This window comes from Pseudoalteromonas sp. PB2-1 (assembly GCF_045040605.1).
GTDB lineage: Bacteria > Pseudomonadota > Gammaproteobacteria > Enterobacterales > Alteromonadaceae > Pseudoalteromonas > Pseudoalteromonas arabiensis.
Map to the genome: position 1 here is coordinate 224,594 of NZ_CP090667.1, position 16,470 is coordinate 241,063.

The following is a 16,470-nucleotide window of genomic DNA, read 5'->3' on the forward strand; positions in this document are numbered from 1 at the left end:
AACCAAGATTAAATTTTTAACTTCTTCAAAGGGTTAAAATTGGCTCGCAAAAAAGAATGATATTTTTCAAAAGCAGTAAAAAAATTGCAGTATTTTCTGGTTACACTGCGCGCGTTTTAAATTGGTGTACTAATTGCTATAAGCAATCTCGTTTCATTTTAAATTCGTTCTGGAGAAGTAGTAATGGGCGTAAGATCAGCACTAAGGAAAGAGTTAATGGGGTTACAGGATTCGTCACTATTAGCCGCAGATGATGTGCGAGCTTTGCTAACAAAAGCAATCAAAGCACAGCCTGATAAATCAGAACAAGGCTTTGCATTAATTTCACGTTTTAATGATAACCACAGCCAGCTTGCCTATGGAGAGGAGAGTAAAGAAAAGTTACTTGAGTATCAGGTTCACCGCTTATTTAAAGATATTCTTTACACTCGACGCAGTGTTGATAAATGGCTAAGTTACCATTTAAATTAGTTGATTAATCAGCTTTCCTTTAATAGACTACACTTGTAATCTATTGGGGGAATAGTATGAACAGGATGTATATTTGGTGTGTGTTGCTATTGTTAGTTGGTTGCCAACAGCCAACTGTTTATGTTTATACAGAAAACTTAGACGCACAGCAGCAAGCTCAGCTCGATTTAGCCTTAAGTGCTCAGCGTTTACCTTATAAATACACGCAACTGAGTGTGCCGCGAGAGTTTGGCGACGCGACTTTGATGTTATCCGAAGATAAAATTTTGACTGAACAGACTGAGATCTTAGCTGGTATCATGCAGCGACTGGGTTATCAGCCTGAGATCAAATACACCACCGCCGCAAATCACTTTTACAATCATGGCAATATTGGCTTTTATTTAAGAGCTAAAAATACCACAACTAGTTTTACTATGCCGACTCGTGTACTCACCACCGGATGTGTTGAAGACAAGTATAATGATCTTGCTGTTACATTTAATAATAAGCAGGCACACTTTACCCTTACAAGCGGTAGAAAAGTCTCCCTTGATTGGGATTACTTATATGGCTACCTAGTTATTTACTATAAAAACTATTCGCAAAGTTACAGCCATTTAACGCCAGAAGTGAGTACCCCATTTGGTATGAAACCATCAGATACCTACCGTTACACAGCACGGGTTAATGAACCAAGCTGGTTGAATTGCTCGTTACAAATTGTGTATATGGATTAGCCGCGTGACTCTAGATAATTACTGAGCTTAATGATGCGTTCACTCATACCTTCGATGATACGATCTTTTATTTTCTCACGGATTACATTTGGTAGTCGAGTAAGCGCTTCTGGTGTGATTGCAAGTACGATAGTATCGATCTTAGCTCGCGCACTAGTACTTCGTTCACGGTTATTGATAAACGCGCCTTCACCAATAAATTCACCAGGCTCTATGCTGCCTAGCTCAACTAAATGGCTTTGCTTAAACACGGTAAGAGAGCCACTTAGTACAATATAAAGGCGTTTGTCATTATCAAATTGTTTAAAAACCGCACGGCCTTGTTGTACTAAATATAAGTGACTAAACGATTCTAATAACACCTGTCGTTCACTGAGAGAAAACTCTCTAAAAAACGACAGTCTGTTAATGATTTCCATTTGTTTAATAAGCGGAATATGCTCGATTAACTTCATTGATTCACTGTGTTCATAGTGTGAAATTTAGCTAATATTGCGCTCTTTTAGCTTGCGGGTCAACGTATTACGCCCCCAACCAATTTTGATGGCTGCTTCTTGTTTGTGGCCTGCACAGTTTGCAAGTGCAGTTTTAATTAAGCGAGTTTCTAATTGTGCTTGAATCGCAGGCCAAATATTCTCTTTGCCTTGTTTAAGTTCAAGATTAAGCCATTGCTGAAATGCATCTAGCCAGTCGCCTTCTTGCTCTGTGGGAGCTGCGGCAATAATTTCGGGAGGTAAATCTTGCTCGCTGATAAGCTCACCCGGTGCCATTACAGTTAACCAACGGCAGGTGTTCTCTAGTTGACGAACATTGCCAGGCCAATTGAATAGGCGTAATTGCTCAGTGGCTTTAGGGCTTAAAATTTTGCTTTCGACTTGCAGCTCTTTAGCACTTTTATGTAAAAAATGTTGTGCGAGGCGCTCAATATCTTCGGTGCGTTCTCGTAGGGCGGGTAGGCGCAAACGCACGACGTTTAAACGGTGGAACAGATCGTCACGAAACTTCCCTTGTTTAACCAAGTCTTCGAGATTTTGGTGAGTTGCGGCGATGATTCGCACATCGACCTTTATGCTTTGATGACCACCAACACGGTAAAACTCACCATCGGCTAACACGCGTAATAAGCGAGTTTGCACATCAAGCGGCATATCACCAATTTCGTCTAAAAATAATGTGCCGCCATTTGCCTGTTCAAAGCGACCTTTACGAATGCTGTCAGCACCTGTGAATGCGCCTTTTTCATGGCCAAATAATTCAGATTCGACTAATTCTTTAGGAATGGCAGCCATATTGAGAGCGATAAACTGGTTTTCTTTGCGTGGACTGTGGTTGTGTAGGGCACTGGCGACAAGCTCTTTACCTGTACCTGATTCGCCATTGATTAACACACTCATACTTGAAGCTGATAATTTACCAATCGCACGAAACACCTCTTGCATAGCAGGGGCTTCACCGATGATATGCGCATTGGTTTGCGGTGCTAATTTACGTTTGGTTTTTTTTGTTGAGTTAGCACGACATGCGCTTTCTACCAATGCTACGGCTTCATCTAAATCAAACGGTTTGGCAAGATACTCAAATGCCCCTTTTTGAAACGCATTAACTGCAGAGTCGAGATCTGAGTGGGCAGTCATGATGATCACAGGTAAGCCAGGATTTTGCTCAGCAATTGTTTCTAGCAATGCCATGCCGTCCATACCTGGCATACGCACGTCAGAGACGAGCACTGTGGGCTGGCTAAATTTTAATGCATTAAGTACATCTTGTGCATTTGCATAGCTTTGGGTGTCAAATCCTGCTCTTGCCAGCGCTTTTTCTAATACAAAGCGTATTGAGGCATCATCATCAACTAACCAGACTGTTTTCATGATTACTCCAAAAAACCATTAATCCGTAAAAGGCAAATAGATATTAAATTCTGTATGGCCAGGCCAACTGTCACAGTCTATGTGTCCGTCATGCTGGTCAACCAAGGTTTGCGCTATGGATAAACCAAGCCCTGAACCATTTTCTTTATTGGTGATCATGGGATAGAACAAAGTTTCTTTTAGATTCTTATCTATACCTGGACCATTATCCGAAATTTGGATCAGCAAGGTTTTTTTCGGCGCTTTACCAGGACGTCTATGCTGGTGGTTAATACGGGTTTTTATTCTGATTTCACCACCATCAACGAGAGCCTGTTGGGCATTACGAATAATGTTCAACACCACCTGTTGAATTTTACTTTGATCTATATACACATTAGGTATGCTCGGATCATAGTCTTTTACTAAGATGATATTCGCACTATTATCCAGCATGCTTAGCTTGATTACTGACTCAAGTGCTTGGTGAATATTGCCATAGGATTTGTGGGGCAACTGATTCGGGCCAAGCAAGCGGTCGACTAGCTCTCGCAATCTGTCTGCTTGCTCAATAATAAGCTCTGCACATTGATCTCGTTCTTGCTGATCAACCTCATACTGCAATAATTGCGCCGCTCCGCGAATTCCACCTAACGGATTTTTAATTTCGTGCGCCAAACCACGTATTAAATTACGCGCAGCTTGATATTGATGCATTTGATTAGAGGCTTGATCGTGACGAATTTCATCGTCCATTTGGCGGCATTCAAATAAAATGTAGTTTTCATTTTTGCTGCTGAGCCGTCGCGTACTGATTGTTAATTTAGCATGGCGAGAATCGATGAACACCACGTCAGCTCTATGCTGATGGCAATCAACACCATCGAACAGTGAGTACTGGGCGATGCGTTTTAAATCAATTGAGTGATAGTTAAATAGATTATCGAATGGTTGGTTGATAATACGTTTAGGACCTAAACCTAAAAGCTCACTTGCACTGTCATTTGCATAAACCAGTTTGAAGTTTCGGTCGAGCAAGATAACGGCAGTACTTAAATTTTTCCAGATACTGTCGAGTATTTCTGAGTCGAAGGGAGTATTACTGAGCATGTTTGCACCATTTTAGTGCGTTGCGATTGAGCATAGCTTAGCACAGCCATTCTGCATTGTGAGGTATCTATTTTAAAAAGTTAATTGCTGTTTAATACAGATGCTCGATGCATAAAAAAGGTGCTTACTGGGCTAACCGAAACGAGTTTATTATTCTCATTAAAAAGCTTAGCTTGCAGTGTGTGTTCGCCTCGATTGACTTCTCTAAGTGCAAAGGTTGTACTGCTACTGGCAACACCTAAAGGAGTGCCATCAACAAGGAGTTGTACCTTAAAGCCTGTTGCAAAGCGTGGACTAATACGAGTCGTTACATAAACGGAACCAGTATTCTCTCTAACGGTGGCTTCATTTTCAGGTGAGGCTATTGTCACTTTAAAATTAACCGGTGTAACGTTCGGGCTGCTATCTAGAATGCTCGTATCGGTCGCTGGCATAGTGAGATTTTGCGTATTTAGCTTTACTTCAGTTGCGCCTGGACGTGGTGTATCAGAAAAGACTAAAACACCATTTCTATCCTTCCACGAATACACTTTCTTCTGAGCGGTACCATGGCTAAAAGTACTAACAAAAATTAGTACTGCTAACAATAAAGTTATGCTTTTCACTCTGCAACCCTGCATTTCTTAATCTATTTAAAACTGTAGAGGAGAATACGTCGAATTACCATTAAAAAAGCCCGCAAAGCGGGCTTGAGAACACACATTTATTATCTGATATAGATAATTCTGCTACAGCGTAATTACACGCTGTAGTACATTTCAAACTCAACTGGGTGAGTTGTCATGTTAAGCTTTTCAACTTCTTTGTTCTTCAGTGAGATGTATGCATCGATTAGATCGTCAGTGAATACACCACCTTGGGTCAAGAACTCACGGTCAGCGTCTAAAGAAGCAAGTGCTTCGCTTAGTGAAGAGGCAACTTGTGGGATCTCAGCAGCTTCTTCAGCTGGTAAGTCGTATAAATCTTTATCCATAGCATCGCCAGGGTGGATCTTGTTTTTGATACCGTCAAGGCCAGCCATAAGCATTGCTGAGAATGCTAGGTATGGGTTAGCTGTTGGATCTGGGAAACGTACCTCGATACGACGTGCTTTTGCAGACGGTACCACAGGGATACGGATTGAAGCAGAGCGGTTACGTGCAGAGTATGCAAGCATTACTGGTGCTTCAAAGCCTGGTACTAGACGTTTGTACGAGTTAGTTGACGCGTTAGCGAATGCGTTGATTGCTTTAGCGTGCTTGATGATACCACCGATGTAGTAAAGTGCTTCTTCAGAAAGACCCGCGTACTTGTCACCAGCGAAGATGTTTACGCCATCTTTACCTAAAGATTGGTGACAGTGCATACCAGAACCGTTATCACCTACAAGAGGCTTAGGCATGAAGGTTGCTGTCTTACCATAAAGGTGAGCCATGTTATGGATAACATATTTCATCTCTTGGATTTCGTCTGCTTTTAATACCATGGTATTGAAGCGTGTTGCGATTTCGTTTTGACCCGCAGTTGCAACTTCATGGTGATGAGCTTCTACAACTTGGCCTAGTTCTTCAAGAACTAAACATGTAGCTGAACGCCAGTCGTGTGATGAATCAATAGGTGAACATGGGAAGTAACCACCTTTAACGCCTGGACGATGGCCTTTGTTGCCACCTTCGTAGTCTTTATCTGAGTTCCATGCAGCTTCGATATCATCAATTTTGTACATAGAACCTGACATGTCTGATTTGTATTTTACATCATCAAATAGGAAGAACTCTGGCTCTGGGCCGAATAAAACAGTATCAGCGATACCTGTTGAACGCATGTATTCTTCAGCGCGTTTTGCAACAGAACGTGGATCACGCTCGTAACCTTGAAGTGTTGAAGGCTCAACAACGTCACAACGTACGATTAAAGTAGCTTCTTCAGAAAATGGGTCCATTTTAGCAGACTCAGGTACAGGCATTAGTACCATGTCTGATTCATTGATGCCTTTCCAGCCAGCAATTGAAGAACCGTCAAACATTTTGCCGTCTTCAAAGAACTCTTCATCAATTTGGTGATGAGGAATAGAAACATGCTGTTCTTTACCTTTGGTGTCAGTAAAGCGTAAATCAATGAACTTAACGTCATTTTCTTTGATAAAATCTAAAACCGATTGTGACATGTGTCCTCCAATTGTTGGGTTTTATTTTTGCTGCATTATTGCTTTTGTTTTATATAAGCTGATTTCATGCCATATTTTTAACATGTTGTTTAGGCTTATAAAAAAAAATAGAATAGGGTTTTGTTAAAACTATTTGCACAACTTTGGTGCGTAAAAGTTTCATTGTGGTGCATTGCTTTTTCACAATGCCAAATGCACAGAAATTGAGCATACCTAATAAATGAACTCTGAGCTTGATTTACTCTGAAAATATGGCTCATAACTCAGAATTTCGCCAATTCTTACTGTTTGAAATGAACAAAGTTCATAAATTTGTCATTTATAAAACAGATACTTAGAAAAAGCTTGAAGAAAGTTTATAAATTTACATTGGATAAACTTTCATCCATGCCATTATTAAGGGATAATATGCGCCCTTTTAAATCCTATGCTGGGACATCTGGTGAAAACTCAGATGAGTGCGTAGATCTTGCAGGATCAATGAGATTCAATTTCTCTGAGAAAAAATATGAGCATCGAAAAGTTAAGAAATATAGCGATTATCGCCCACGTTGACCACGGTAAAACAACTTTGGTTGATAAACTGCTTGAGCAATCAGGCACATTAGAAACGCGCGGCGGTAACGAAGAGCGCGTAATGGACTCAAACGACATTGAGAAAGAGCGTGGTATTACCATTTTAGCTAAAAATACAGCTATCTCTTGGAATGACTACCATATCAATATCGTAGATACCCCAGGACACGCCGACTTCGGTGGTGAAGTAGAACGCGTACTTTCGATGGCTGACTCAGTATTACTACTTGTTGATGCTCAAGAAGGTCCAATGCCACAAACGCGTTTCGTAACGCAAAAAGCATTCGCACAAGGTTTAACGCCGATTGTTGTTATCAACAAAATCGACAAACCAGGTGCACGTCCTGACTGGGTTATGGACCAAGTTTTCGATTTATTCGATAACCTAGGTGCAACTGATGAACAGTTAGACTTTAAAGTAATCTATGCATCAGCTATCAACGGCTGGGCAACAATGGATTTAGACACGCCATCTGACAACATGGAACCTATGTTCCAGATGATCGTTGACGAAGTATCTCCACCGGATGCCGATCCTGAAGGTGCTCTTCAAATGCAAATTTCTCAGCTTGACTACAACTCATACATCGGTGTTATCGGTGTAGGTCGTATCAAGCGTGGTACTGTTCGTCCTAACCAACAAGTAACGATTGTGAGTGCAGACGGTACTAAGCGTAACGGTAAAGTTGGCCAAGTAATGAGTTACTTAGGTCTTGAGCGTCACGAAGCAGAATCTGCGGGCGCAGGCGACATCATTGCAATTACAGGTCTTGGTGAGTTAAAAATCTCAGACACTATCTGTGATGTAAATACCGTTGAAGCATTACCACCACTAAGCGTTGATGAGCCGACAGTAACAATGACGTTCTCTGTAAACACATCACCATTTGCTGGTAAAGAAGGTAAATTCGTCACTTCACGTAATATCCTTGAGCGTTTACAAGCTGAGCTTGTACACAACGTAGCACTACGTGTTGAAGAAACTGATAACCCAGATAGCTTCCGTGTTTCTGGTCGTGGTGAGTTACACTTAGGTATCTTAATCGAGAACATGCGTCGTGAAGGTTACGAGCTTGCTGTATCTCGTCCACAAGTAATCCTTCGTGAAGTTGATGGTCAAAAAGAAGAGCCATACGAAACACTTACAATCGACTGTCAAGAAGAGCACCAAGGTTCTATCATGGAGCAAATTGGTCTTCGTAAGGGTGAACTAACAGACATGTCTCCAGATGGTAAAGGCCGTGTACGTATGGACTTTATGATCCCAAGTCGTGGCTTAATTGGTTTCCAAACTGAATTTATGACATTAACCTCTGGTTCTGGTCTTCTTTACCATACATTCGATCACTACGGTCCACATAAAGGCGGTACTATTGGTGCGCGTAAGAATGGTGTAATGATTGCGAACGCAACGGGTAAAGCACTTACTAATGCATTATTTAACTTACAAGACCGTGGTAAGCTATTCATCGGTCACGGTGTTGAAGTTTACGAAGGTATGGTTATTGGTATTCATAGCCGTGACAACGACCTAACAGTAAATGCACTTAAAGGTAAGCAACTTACTAACGTTCGTGCATCAGGTACTGATGAAGCGCAAACATTAACGCCACCACTAAACTACACGCTTGAGCAAGCGATTGAGTTCATCGATGATGACGAGTTAGTGGAAGTAACACCTGAGAGCATTCGTATTCGTAAACGTCACTTAACTGAAAGTGACCGTAAACGTGCGAGCCGTCAAGCTAAAGACTAATAACGTCTTTTAGTTTTAAAAAATATAAAAACCGTCGTATTGAAAAATACGGCGGTTTTTTTAGGCCTTTAAAATAAAGAGCTTCTAGTGACAACTCTTAACTTGTAAAATAAGACTGCCTACAAAAACAAAGGAATCGATTTAATGGACAAGGATCAAGTGGACGCGCAAATTGCTTTTTCTCAGATGCAGCGTAATGAATCCATCAATGAGAAAATAGATGCGCTCAGACCTAAGTGGTGGTCTATTATCAGTAAGTATGCAAGTTTTATTTTCACGCTTTTAGTTGTGCAATACTTCTTTCCTGAAACGATTGACCAGCCTGTTTTCTACTTTATTTTACTAATGATTTTTAATGTAAGTATTGCCCAATACTATGCAGATAAACAATTACATAAACGATTAGACTTACTTCATAGTTTAATAAAAGAGACGAAAGTCTAACCGTTTTGGTGTGTTAGATTGATAGGGGCAAGGTTTTACTACAGTGACACTTGCTCACCTTCATTCAGTATATATACGGGTACTTGGCTGCTCATGTCTTTTTGCATATGCAGTAATCGTAGCAATGCAGAGTGACTAGAATGGTCGCCCATTTGCCAGCTTGCGTTACCATACCCCCATGGGATCATCACTTTACAGCTTAGCTCCTCAGCTGCATTTAACGCATCTTCAGGTGTTGTGTGTACATAGCGGTACCATTTGCCGCTTTCTTGGTGGTAATAGGACGCTATCGGCATCAAACACACATCAATTTCGCCGTATTTTTGTTTAATATCCCGAAAATGTTTTGAGTAACCGGTATCGCCAGCAAAAAATAAGGTTTTTCCGTTTTGTTCGAGTAACCAACCATTCCATAAATCTTTATTGTGATCTTCATAAATGAAAGACACTAAGATACGGCTGCTAAAGTGGTGAGCTGGCACGGCATGAATCGTTAAATCATTAATTTTGGTACTTGCGTACCACGCCATCTCTGAGATAGTAAAACCACCGGTAGGGAAGTTATCTGCAAATCCTAAAGGTACTAAATAGCGTGGACCATTGCCAATTTCTTCTATATCCGCTTTGTTAAAATGATCATAATGGATGTGTGAGTACATCACCGCATGTAGGCCATCAAGCTCTGTTTGCGTTGGCCAAGCCCCAGGTTTGCGATAGATACCGCCTGCGAGTTTGAAGGCCAAGTCTACAGGTGAATCAAACTGATCCTTAACGGGGTCAAACAGCAACTGCTCACCACTGGGTGATTGAATATAAAAGCCTGCATGACCTAACCAGCGAACTGTAAAGCCTGAATCGACTTTAGGTACTATTTGTTCGCCTTGATAGTGGCATTGTGAGTTGCTGTCGTTGCATACAAGCAGCTCAGACGTTTCATAGCAATTGTCGGTGCAGGTTGTTGGGTACTCTTTTTCACCGGGGTAAAGGTTATGGTAACGACCAGCCTGCTCTCCTTCGGTTTTTAACGGGGTAATCGTACCTTCGCCAGCAATAACATTAACAGTGTTAGAGTGGCTACAAGCTGCTAAAAGTGCAGCGGCGATAAGTGTAGGAAGTGTTTTTAAATGCATAACATGCTTACTTTTTATTCTTTGCCACGAGTTTAGCAAAATAAGATTTAAGATAAATCATTAAAAAGTAACAAGAGGTTACATAAAAAAGCCTACGTTTAAGTAGGCTTAGTGAAATTTGCGCAAGATGATTAGCTTGCTTTATTCATTTGCTCAATGAATTTATTTGAGTCTTCAATCGACTTATTCATATCATCCATTAAAATTTTGATGTCGCGTTTTAGATTCGTAAACTCGCCTTTGATAGCTGTTACAGCTTGTGCATTAAGGTTGTGTTTTAGATACAGCACGTTATCGTGAAGCGATGTTAATACAGGCTCCATTTTACTCTCAGCACTGCGCATTGAGCGTAACAGTTGGTCAAATTGGCGCTTGGTTGCATTAAGCTTTTTGCTGCTTTCACGCTTTAGAGAAGCGCTTTTATATTGCTCAAGCTCATCGCTCCATTCATCGAATAGCGCTTCGGCTACATCTTCAACTTTGTTGATGTTGGTGGTTACTTGATTCGCAGCTGCAAGGCTTGATTCATAATCATCATTGAGTTGGTTGTAGGCATCTTGTAGTTCGCCACCATCAAAGTTGATTAATGTGGTCAGCCTCTCTAATGCTGATTGAAATTCTTCTTGTGACTCTTGTTGAGACTCTTTAGTTTCTTCAACACGGTCAACTAAAATATCGCGCTTATGGACACCTACAGACTCCATGGCTGAATAATAAGCTGACTGACAGCCTGATAATGCCATGGTAACTGCAAATAGTGGTGCGCTTAAAAGTGTCAGTTTTTTCATTGAGTTCCCTTTTTGGATGCCTGTCATTTCAAATTATGTGGCGGATTGCTATGATTATCAAAACATTTTAGCAGAAAGTTGATTCTATGGATGAGAAGCTCAGTCGTTTTAAGCTGCAAATAAGTATTTTCCTAAAGCAGCAACCTAGTTGGTGGATGCAGTATTTGACGCGATGTATCGATGATCAAATTACGGTTAATGCTGGCTATTTGGCGTATGTGACCTTGCTATCGATTGTACCACTTGTTGCCGTGGGCGTGGCGATATTTTCTGCATTTCCTGGGTTTGAGAGTACCTTAGTGACAATCGAAAACTTTCTATTTACTAACTTAGTTCCCACATCGACTGATGTTATTAAAGAGCATATCAGTTCTTTTGCTGGTAACGCAAATAAGATGACGGCAGTCGGGGTCGGCTTTTTAGCGGCTGTGTCGTTGTTATTGATTAGAAATGTCGATGCTACCCTCAATCGTATTTGGCGAATCAAGAAAAAACGGCCGATGATGATTTCTTTTGCCGTGTATTGGATGGTTTTAAGCTTAGGACCTGTGTTATTGGGGGCAAGTATTGGCGTGACCTCTTATATTGTGTCGTTAGTGTCTTTTGCAGATCAAGGGATCCCCGGTTTTAGTGGATTCTTATTAAAGCTTTTACCTTACGTTATTTCCATGGTGGGCTTTATTATGCTCTATACTTTAGTACCTAACACACGAGTTCCATTTAAGGCGGCAATACCAGGGGCTTTATTTGCAGCCATGTTGTTCGAGCTGACGAAAAAAGGTTTTGCACTGTATATCAGTCATTTCCCATCCTATGAGGTTATTTATGGGGCCCTGGCGACCATTCCTATTTTGTTTGTATGGGTATATTTGTCGTGGATTGTTGTTTTACTCGGTGCAGAGTTTACCGTTTGTATCAGCCCGGAAAAAATTGAAGACACCCCTGATATAGATATTTAAACCAACTGCACCTAAGGAGAGCAAGGTGCAGTTTCATCCACAATACGTAGCTAACCGCGACTATCATCTGAGTGTAGGGGATGGTCATCAAATTCATGTTCAGGAGTTCGGAGAGCCCTGTGGCATCGCTGTCGTTGTCTGTCATGGGGGGCCTGGTTCTGGACTATGCCCTGAAAATTGTCGGTTTTTCGATCTTCAGCGTTATCGTGTAATTATGTTTAGTCAGCGTGGATGCGGTCACTCTACACCCCACGGAACGCAAGCGAACACGACCCAAGATTTGATCTCTGATCTTGAATTTTTACGCATCCAGCTTGGCGTTAAAAAGTGGCTTGTTAGTGGTGAGTCTTGGGGGGCAACATTGGCTTTGCTCTATGCGATTAGTCATCCTGAATCCGTTGCAGGGCTGCTTCTACGTGCTAGTTTCTTAGCCTGTGAAAGTGATTTTGCATGGTTGTATTCACAACAAGGGGCTGGCGCTCAATTTTACCCAGAAAGCTATAGAGAATTTGCAGGAGAACTGCACGATTGGTCGCAGCTATTAGATTTTTATCAATGCCAGCTTAGTAGTGAAGACCAAATAAATGCTAATAAGTATGCAAAAAGATGGTGTCATTGGGAGCAGGTTTTATGTCATGCTGAGCCATGTACAAGCTGGTGTATATCTGAACCCCACTCAGCACTGAATCAAGCACGCTTAATGGTTCACTACTTTCGTCATCGTTGCTTTATTGAGGATCACTATATTACGAAACACAGTAATATATTGGCGCATATCCCTACTTGGTTTATTCATGGTCGAGCTGATTTGGTGTGTCGTTACAGTGCGGTGCAGCAATTAGCAGAGCGGCTCAATGCGCAATTGTTGATATTAGATGGCATTGGGCACAGCAGTGATAATCAGGTATATTTGGCGGCAATGCGACGTGCCGCAGATTTAATGTATATCAAGTTATCGAGGGAGCAATGCAAGGCTTAATTCAAAGAGTTACACAAGCGAAAGTAGAAGTGGCAGGCGAAGTAGTGGGTGAAATTTCACAAGGTATTTTGCTGCTATTAGGTGTGGAAAAACAAGATACTGAGCAAAGCGCTCAGAAGCTTTTACATAAAGTTAGTAATTACCGCATTTTTACCGATGAACAAGGAAAGATGAACTTAAGTTTGAATGATATCAAGGGGGAGCTTTTAGTGGTTTCGCAGTTTACGCTAGCGGCTGACACTAAAAAGGGCATGCGTCCAAGCTTTTCAAGTGCGGGCACACCAGCGCAGGCAAATGAGTTATATGAGTATTTTATCGCTCAAGCAAAAGAGGCCGGTTTACGTGTAGCGACTGGGCAATTTGCAGCTGACATGCAAGTGAGCCTGTGCAACGATGGCCCTGTAACGTTTAACCTATCAGTATGATTACTTTGTGATCATGACGATATGATTGACGTAGTTAGGAATTTTTTCAATACTTGGGCGTTTACCAAATTCAGTGATGAGTAAGTGCTCAAGTTGTTTTAGCTGTGATGGATGGTTTGACAGAAAATTTATGAATAGTAAGCCATCTTTTGCCATTGCTGCACGTAACTTGGCATAAAATTGATGTTTAAATAAAAATAATGGTGCATCTACTTCACTGAATAAATCTAAAATAATCCAATCATACTCATGGCCTTGCTCTAACACCTGCTGAGCATCGAAGCAGCGTAAATTATTATCATGATGACCACCAAAATAACGTTTGTAGCAGTGAATAATATCGGGGTTTTTATCAACAGAAGTTAAGTGGCTTTGCGGGTAGGTATGCTGTAAATAATTTCGGATAGCACCTCCACCTAACCCCAGCTCGAGTATTTTGTTGGGTTCCTCCAACTCTTGCCAAAGCCTTGCAAGGTACTGTAAATGAGGGAAAAGTAATCGTGCTGGGCGACGCTTTTCGACTACAGATTGTAATGTTTCATTAATTAGCAGCCAGCGAAACTGATTCATTTGTCTTACTTGAATAGACTCCCTGCCTTGCTTATGCCAATAAATAAGCTGCCCGAGCCTGTGGCAATCTTCAATGAAACACTGTTTTATCGCGCCACTGGGTTCAAAAAAATGTTCCATATTTCGGGCCTTTAAGTTTTTGTGTATAAAGTATGACAATTACTTCAGCATAGACCAGCCTAGCTAAAGTGCCAATTGTGCAGTAGTTTTTACAGCGAAGAATAATAATTTTGGCTAGGTCACCAAAGTATTATTCCAACTTGATGGAAGATAGCGTATCGTAATTTGCATTCGTTAGGCCACGAAAAAACAACATGAGATGGCTGAATTATCACAGGAGTATTTATGTTTAAAGTGACCACCCCACAAAGCAGCGAAGATTGGCAAGCGTATTATTCATTGCGTTGGCAGGTTTTAAGAGCGCCATGGGGCGAGCCGCGCGGTTCTGAACAGGATGATCTAGAGCAAGACGCAGAGCACCGCTTTATCAAAAATAATGATGGTGAAGTATTAGGTGTGGCACGTCTTCACTTTAATAATCATCAGCAAGCGCAAGTACGTTACATGGCGGTAGCCGAAGGTAACCGCAATCAGCATATTGGTAGCCGTTTATTACATGAATTAGAAAAAATCGCATGGACTCAAGATGCAGATGAACTCGTGTTGTTTGCTCGTGAGCGAGCTCTTGATTTCTATAAGCGTCATGGCTATGAATTAAAGGAAAAAGCACATTTAGCTTATGATGACGTACAGCACTGGAAAATGGTTAAACAAAAGCCCTCTGAACCAGGCTGGTTCCGTCACCCCAATTGGACACAGGTGCTACAAAATACATGGCGTGAATCAATTCCAATTAGTGATGCGATGGGTATTAAAGTTGAAAGTTATACTGATTGGCAGTTTACTACCCGTGCTGATTTAGATGCGAACTTAAACCTTCACAACACCATGTTTGCTGGCTCTATTTATAGTTTAGCCACATTAACAGGGTGGGGAGCAACTTACCTTGCACTGAAAGAAGCAGGCCTTGAAGGGAATATCGTGTTAGCTGATGCCAACATTAAATACTTAAAACCGCTTAATACCGACCCACGAGGTTGTGTTGATGTGAAAACTTGTAAAGGTAACCTTAGCGAACTGCAAACAAAAGGCAAAACCAGTTACGTAGTGCCTGTTACTATATTTGATGGCAACGACGTTGTTGCAGAATTTGAAGGGGTGTTTGTTGTGGTTATGTTGCATTAGTTGATTTTATGTTGATCTCTTGAATTTCTTAGCTATAGTTTAAGTTCCGATTATGGATACATCGAGCTAGGGATTGATATTATGTATAAATTTATTATCTGCTTAGTTTTGCTAAGCGTGTCAGGGAAAACATTTAGTCAGGATTTTAAGGCTAGGATCTGTAAAGACTGTACTTATTCAGAAGCTAAAGAAATTGCGAAAAAGTTAAAGCCAAAACTTGTATGCCAGCAAGTTGGTAGAAATCCTAATCCTGTATTTGGAAATGAAGAGCAATGCTATTCAACGACAAATAAAGTATTAGTGGTTAACCAAGCTACCCGTGAAATATTCGGTTTTTATAATGAGCATAGTAATCAAGGTACACCGCGTTACAATATGTCAAATACACTTAGAGATATGAGTAGCTATCCTACAGCAGTTGATACTTTGATTAATGACGTACTAGATACATATGCTCAGCTAGATGAGATCGCAGCGCAAGTTACAGCTGACTTTAATCAAGGGACGATGCCAAGTAGTACAGAAAAGTTAAAATTCAATACATACAGTACTGCCAACACAACAAATGCGACTTGTGACAATGCGCCTGAGGCTAAAGCTATGAATGCGATGCTTGACGGACGAAATATGGCGAATGTTCAAAACCGTGCACAAGAATACGCAAGGCAAAAACAATTAGATACTCGCTCATTTCATAAGACACGCTTCACCGGAGTTAATTTTGGGGTCAGTGCAGGGGGCGTTTCTGTGGGTGGGACGTGGGAGTATATCCCTGCAAATAGAACTGTCATTCAAAATTTTACACTAAATACTGACGTGCCAGTAAACTATCCGCGAAATCAAGTTGGCTATGAGTTAAGTTTAAACAGTGCAGGCTCTATCTCGATTGACATTAATCCCGATGAGACTAAATTTGATGGTATATCTTTAACAGTCTTGAAAAGGGTTAATTTCTCTGTTTCACAAATTTCAAACTGCTTAGCTGAGTTGTTTGACAAAAAATTTCCAAAGTCAATAAGTAGCCCTGGAGGTGGTGCCATAGGTACTCCTGCAGGATCAGGAAGTGCACCTTTAGGTTGGGGAAATATACCAGTTGTAAGAGGTGGTGGTAGATTAGGTACTTCTGGAGGTGGAGGCACGTGTACCCATCACTATTATGACCATCATGGCAACCCAATCGCGAGCATCTAGGGGGCATGCCCTTAACTTTAAGCTTAACTTATAGTTAACTAAGCTAAAATGTAAAAGCACTAAACGTAGAATTGTTCAGTGCTTTTTGTTTCTCACTTAAAATCAACTAAATTA

17 protein-coding genes are annotated in these 16,470 nt (G+C 41.1%); 9 read left to right on the forward strand and 8 right to left on the reverse strand.

Annotated elements, in window-relative coordinates; translation table 11 throughout:
• Window positions 1-183 precede the first annotated feature (183 nt).
• Window positions 184-471: a hypothetical protein gene (locus tag L0Z67_RS01105; protein WP_193988145.1), complete on the forward strand. Its 288-nt coding sequence runs from the start codon at window positions 184-186 to the stop codon at window positions 469-471.
• A 56-nt stretch (window positions 472-527) separates the two neighbouring features.
• Window positions 528-1,190, forward strand: coding sequence for a hypothetical protein (locus L0Z67_RS01110; protein ID WP_062568217.1), 663 nt, complete (start codon window positions 528-530; stop codon window positions 1,188-1,190).
• On the opposite strand, the gene L0Z67_RS01115 is transcribed toward L0Z67_RS01110, so the two are convergent.
• The 5 genes from L0Z67_RS01115 to glnA all read right to left on the reverse strand — a co-directional run bounded on the left by L0Z67_RS01115 (window position 1,187) and on the right by glnA (window position 6,293).
• Window positions 1,187-1,645 carry a cyclic nucleotide-binding domain-containing protein gene (locus L0Z67_RS01115; protein ID WP_062568218.1) on the reverse strand — a complete coding sequence of 153 codons (459 nt, stop codon included), beginning with the start codon at window positions 1,643-1,645 and terminating at the stop codon, window positions 1,187-1,189. The genes L0Z67_RS01110 and L0Z67_RS01115 overlap by 4 nt on opposite strands.
• Before the next feature lie 27 nt (window positions 1,646-1,672).
• Window positions 1,673-3,058 carry a nitrogen regulation protein NR(I) gene (gene ntrC / locus L0Z67_RS01120; protein ID WP_062568219.1) on the reverse strand — a complete coding sequence of 462 codons (1,386 nt, stop codon included), beginning with the start codon at window positions 3,056-3,058 and terminating at the stop codon, window positions 1,673-1,675.
• A gap of 18 nt (window positions 3,059-3,076) precedes the next feature.
• Window positions 3,077-4,147: a nitrogen regulation protein NR(II) gene (glnL, locus tag L0Z67_RS01125; RefSeq protein WP_405128370.1), complete on the reverse strand. Its 1,071-nt coding sequence runs from the start codon at window positions 4,145-4,147 to the stop codon at window positions 3,077-3,079.
• 80 nt (window positions 4,148-4,227) lie between these two features.
• A complete protein-coding gene (locus L0Z67_RS01130) occupies window positions 4,228-4,752 on the reverse strand; it encodes a DUF4124 domain-containing protein (protein ID WP_228074387.1) in 525 nt (174 codons plus the stop codon).
• Between the two features lie 134 nt (window positions 4,753-4,886).
• Window positions 4,887-6,293, reverse strand: a complete 1,407-nt coding sequence (gene glnA / locus L0Z67_RS01135; RefSeq protein WP_062568222.1) for a glutamate--ammonia ligase — start codon at window positions 6,291-6,293, stop codon at window positions 4,887-4,889.
• A gap of 508 nt (window positions 6,294-6,801) precedes the next feature.
• On the opposite strand from glnA, the gene typA reads away from it, so the two are divergent.
• The gene (gene typA, locus L0Z67_RS01140; protein ID WP_062568223.1) at window positions 6,802-8,625 is read left to right on the forward strand and encodes a translational GTPase TypA; all 1,824 of its coding nucleotides are present in this window, start codon (window positions 6,802-6,804) and stop codon (window positions 8,623-8,625) included.
• A 144-nt stretch (window positions 8,626-8,769) separates the two neighbouring features.
• On the forward strand, window positions 8,770-9,069 hold the full coding sequence (locus L0Z67_RS01145; RefSeq protein ID WP_062568224.1) for a hypothetical protein: 300 nt from the start codon (window positions 8,770-8,772) through the stop codon (window positions 9,067-9,069).
• A gap of 38 nt (window positions 9,070-9,107) precedes the next feature.
• Here the strand turns inward: L0Z67_RS01145 and L0Z67_RS01150 are convergent, their stop codons facing one another.
• Together L0Z67_RS01150 and L0Z67_RS01155 are read right to left on the reverse strand one after the other, a co-directional pair.
• Entirely contained in the window at window positions 9,108-10,199 is a 1,092-nt protein-coding gene (locus L0Z67_RS01150; RefSeq protein WP_405128371.1) for an MBL fold metallo-hydrolase, read from the reverse strand.
• A 131-nt stretch (window positions 10,200-10,330) separates the two neighbouring features.
• A complete protein-coding gene (locus L0Z67_RS01155; RefSeq protein WP_062568226.1) occupies window positions 10,331-10,987 on the reverse strand; it encodes a DUF2959 domain-containing protein in 657 nt (218 codons plus the stop codon).
• Between the two features lie 86 nt (window positions 10,988-11,073).
• On the opposite strand from L0Z67_RS01155, the gene L0Z67_RS01160 reads away from it, so the two are divergent.
• The 3 genes from L0Z67_RS01160 to dtd are packed head-to-tail and all read left to right on the forward strand — an operon-like array spanning window position 11,074 to window position 13,350.
• On the forward strand, window positions 11,074-11,946 hold the full coding sequence (locus tag L0Z67_RS01160; protein WP_062568227.1) for a virulence factor BrkB family protein: 873 nt from the start codon (window positions 11,074-11,076) through the stop codon (window positions 11,944-11,946).
• A 25-nt stretch (window positions 11,947-11,971) separates the two neighbouring features.
• On the forward strand, window positions 11,972-12,925 hold the full coding sequence (locus L0Z67_RS01165) for an alpha/beta fold hydrolase (protein ID WP_193988151.1): 954 nt from the start codon (window positions 11,972-11,974) through the stop codon (window positions 12,923-12,925).
• Window positions 12,913-13,350, forward strand: a complete 438-nt coding sequence (gene dtd, locus L0Z67_RS01170) for a D-aminoacyl-tRNA deacylase (protein ID WP_062568229.1) — start codon at window positions 12,913-12,915, stop codon at window positions 13,348-13,350. Before L0Z67_RS01165 ends, dtd begins: the two co-directional genes overlap by 13 nt.
• On the opposite strand, the gene L0Z67_RS01175 is transcribed toward dtd, so the two are convergent.
• Window positions 13,351-14,040, reverse strand: coding sequence for a spermidine synthase (locus tag L0Z67_RS01175; RefSeq protein ID WP_062568230.1), 690 nt, complete (start codon window positions 14,038-14,040; stop codon window positions 13,351-13,353). It abuts the gene before it with no gap.
• Between the two features lie 225 nt (window positions 14,041-14,265).
• Between L0Z67_RS01175 and L0Z67_RS01180 the strand changes: the two genes are divergently transcribed.
• Together L0Z67_RS01180 and L0Z67_RS01185 are read left to right on the forward strand one after the other, a co-directional pair.
• Complete coding sequence (locus L0Z67_RS01180) at window positions 14,266-15,165, forward strand: YiiD C-terminal domain-containing protein (RefSeq protein WP_405128372.1); 900 nt, start codon at window positions 14,266-14,268, stop codon at window positions 15,163-15,165.
• 81 nt (window positions 15,166-15,246) lie between these two features.
• Entirely contained in the window at window positions 15,247-16,356 is a 1,110-nt protein-coding gene (locus L0Z67_RS01185; RefSeq protein ID WP_405128373.1) for a hypothetical protein, read from the forward strand.
• Window positions 16,357-16,470: the final 114 nt, after the last annotated feature.

Bases quoted from the DNA above. Each gene is read 5' to 3' on its own strand.
- L0Z67_RS01115 (WP_062568218.1), bottom strand. From the start codon at position 1,645: ATGAAGTTAATCGAGCATATTCCGCTTATTAAACAAATGGAAATCATT.
- ntrC (WP_062568219.1), bottom strand. From the start codon at position 3,058: ATGAAAACAGTCTGGTTAGTTGATGATGATGCCTCAATACGCTTTGTA.
- L0Z67_RS01150 (WP_405128371.1), bottom strand. From the start codon at position 10,199: ATGCATTTAAAAACACTTCCTACACTTATCGCCGCTGCACTTTTAGCA.
- L0Z67_RS01185 (WP_405128373.1), top strand. From the start codon at position 15,247: ATGTATAAATTTATTATCTGCTTAGTTTTGCTAAGCGTGTCAGGGAAA.
- glnA (WP_062568222.1), bottom strand. From the start codon at position 6,293: ATGTCACAATCGGTTTTAGATTTTATCAAAGAAAATGACGTTAAGTTC.
- L0Z67_RS01175 (WP_062568230.1), bottom strand. From the start codon at position 14,040: ATGGAACATTTTTTTGAACCCAGTGGCGCGATAAAACAGTGTTTCATT.
- L0Z67_RS01155 (WP_062568226.1), bottom strand. From the start codon at position 10,987: ATGAAAAAACTGACACTTTTAAGCGCACCACTATTTGCAGTTACCATG.
- L0Z67_RS01110 (WP_062568217.1), top strand. From the start codon at position 528: ATGAACAGGATGTATATTTGGTGTGTGTTGCTATTGTTAGTTGGTTGC.
- L0Z67_RS01160 (WP_062568227.1), top strand. From the start codon at position 11,074: ATGGATGAGAAGCTCAGTCGTTTTAAGCTGCAAATAAGTATTTTCCTA.
- dtd (WP_062568229.1), top strand. From the start codon at position 12,913: ATGCAAGGCTTAATTCAAAGAGTTACACAAGCGAAAGTAGAAGTGGCA.
- L0Z67_RS01105 (WP_193988145.1), top strand. From the start codon at position 184: ATGGGCGTAAGATCAGCACTAAGGAAAGAGTTAATGGGGTTACAGGAT.
- L0Z67_RS01145 (WP_062568224.1), top strand. From the start codon at position 8,770: ATGGACAAGGATCAAGTGGACGCGCAAATTGCTTTTTCTCAGATGCAG.
- L0Z67_RS01180 (WP_405128372.1), top strand. From the start codon at position 14,266: ATGTTTAAAGTGACCACCCCACAAAGCAGCGAAGATTGGCAAGCGTAT.
- glnL (WP_405128370.1), bottom strand. From the start codon at position 4,147: ATGCTCAGTAATACTCCCTTCGACTCAGAAATACTCGACAGTATCTGG.
- typA (WP_062568223.1), top strand. From the start codon at position 6,802: ATGAGCATCGAAAAGTTAAGAAATATAGCGATTATCGCCCACGTTGAC.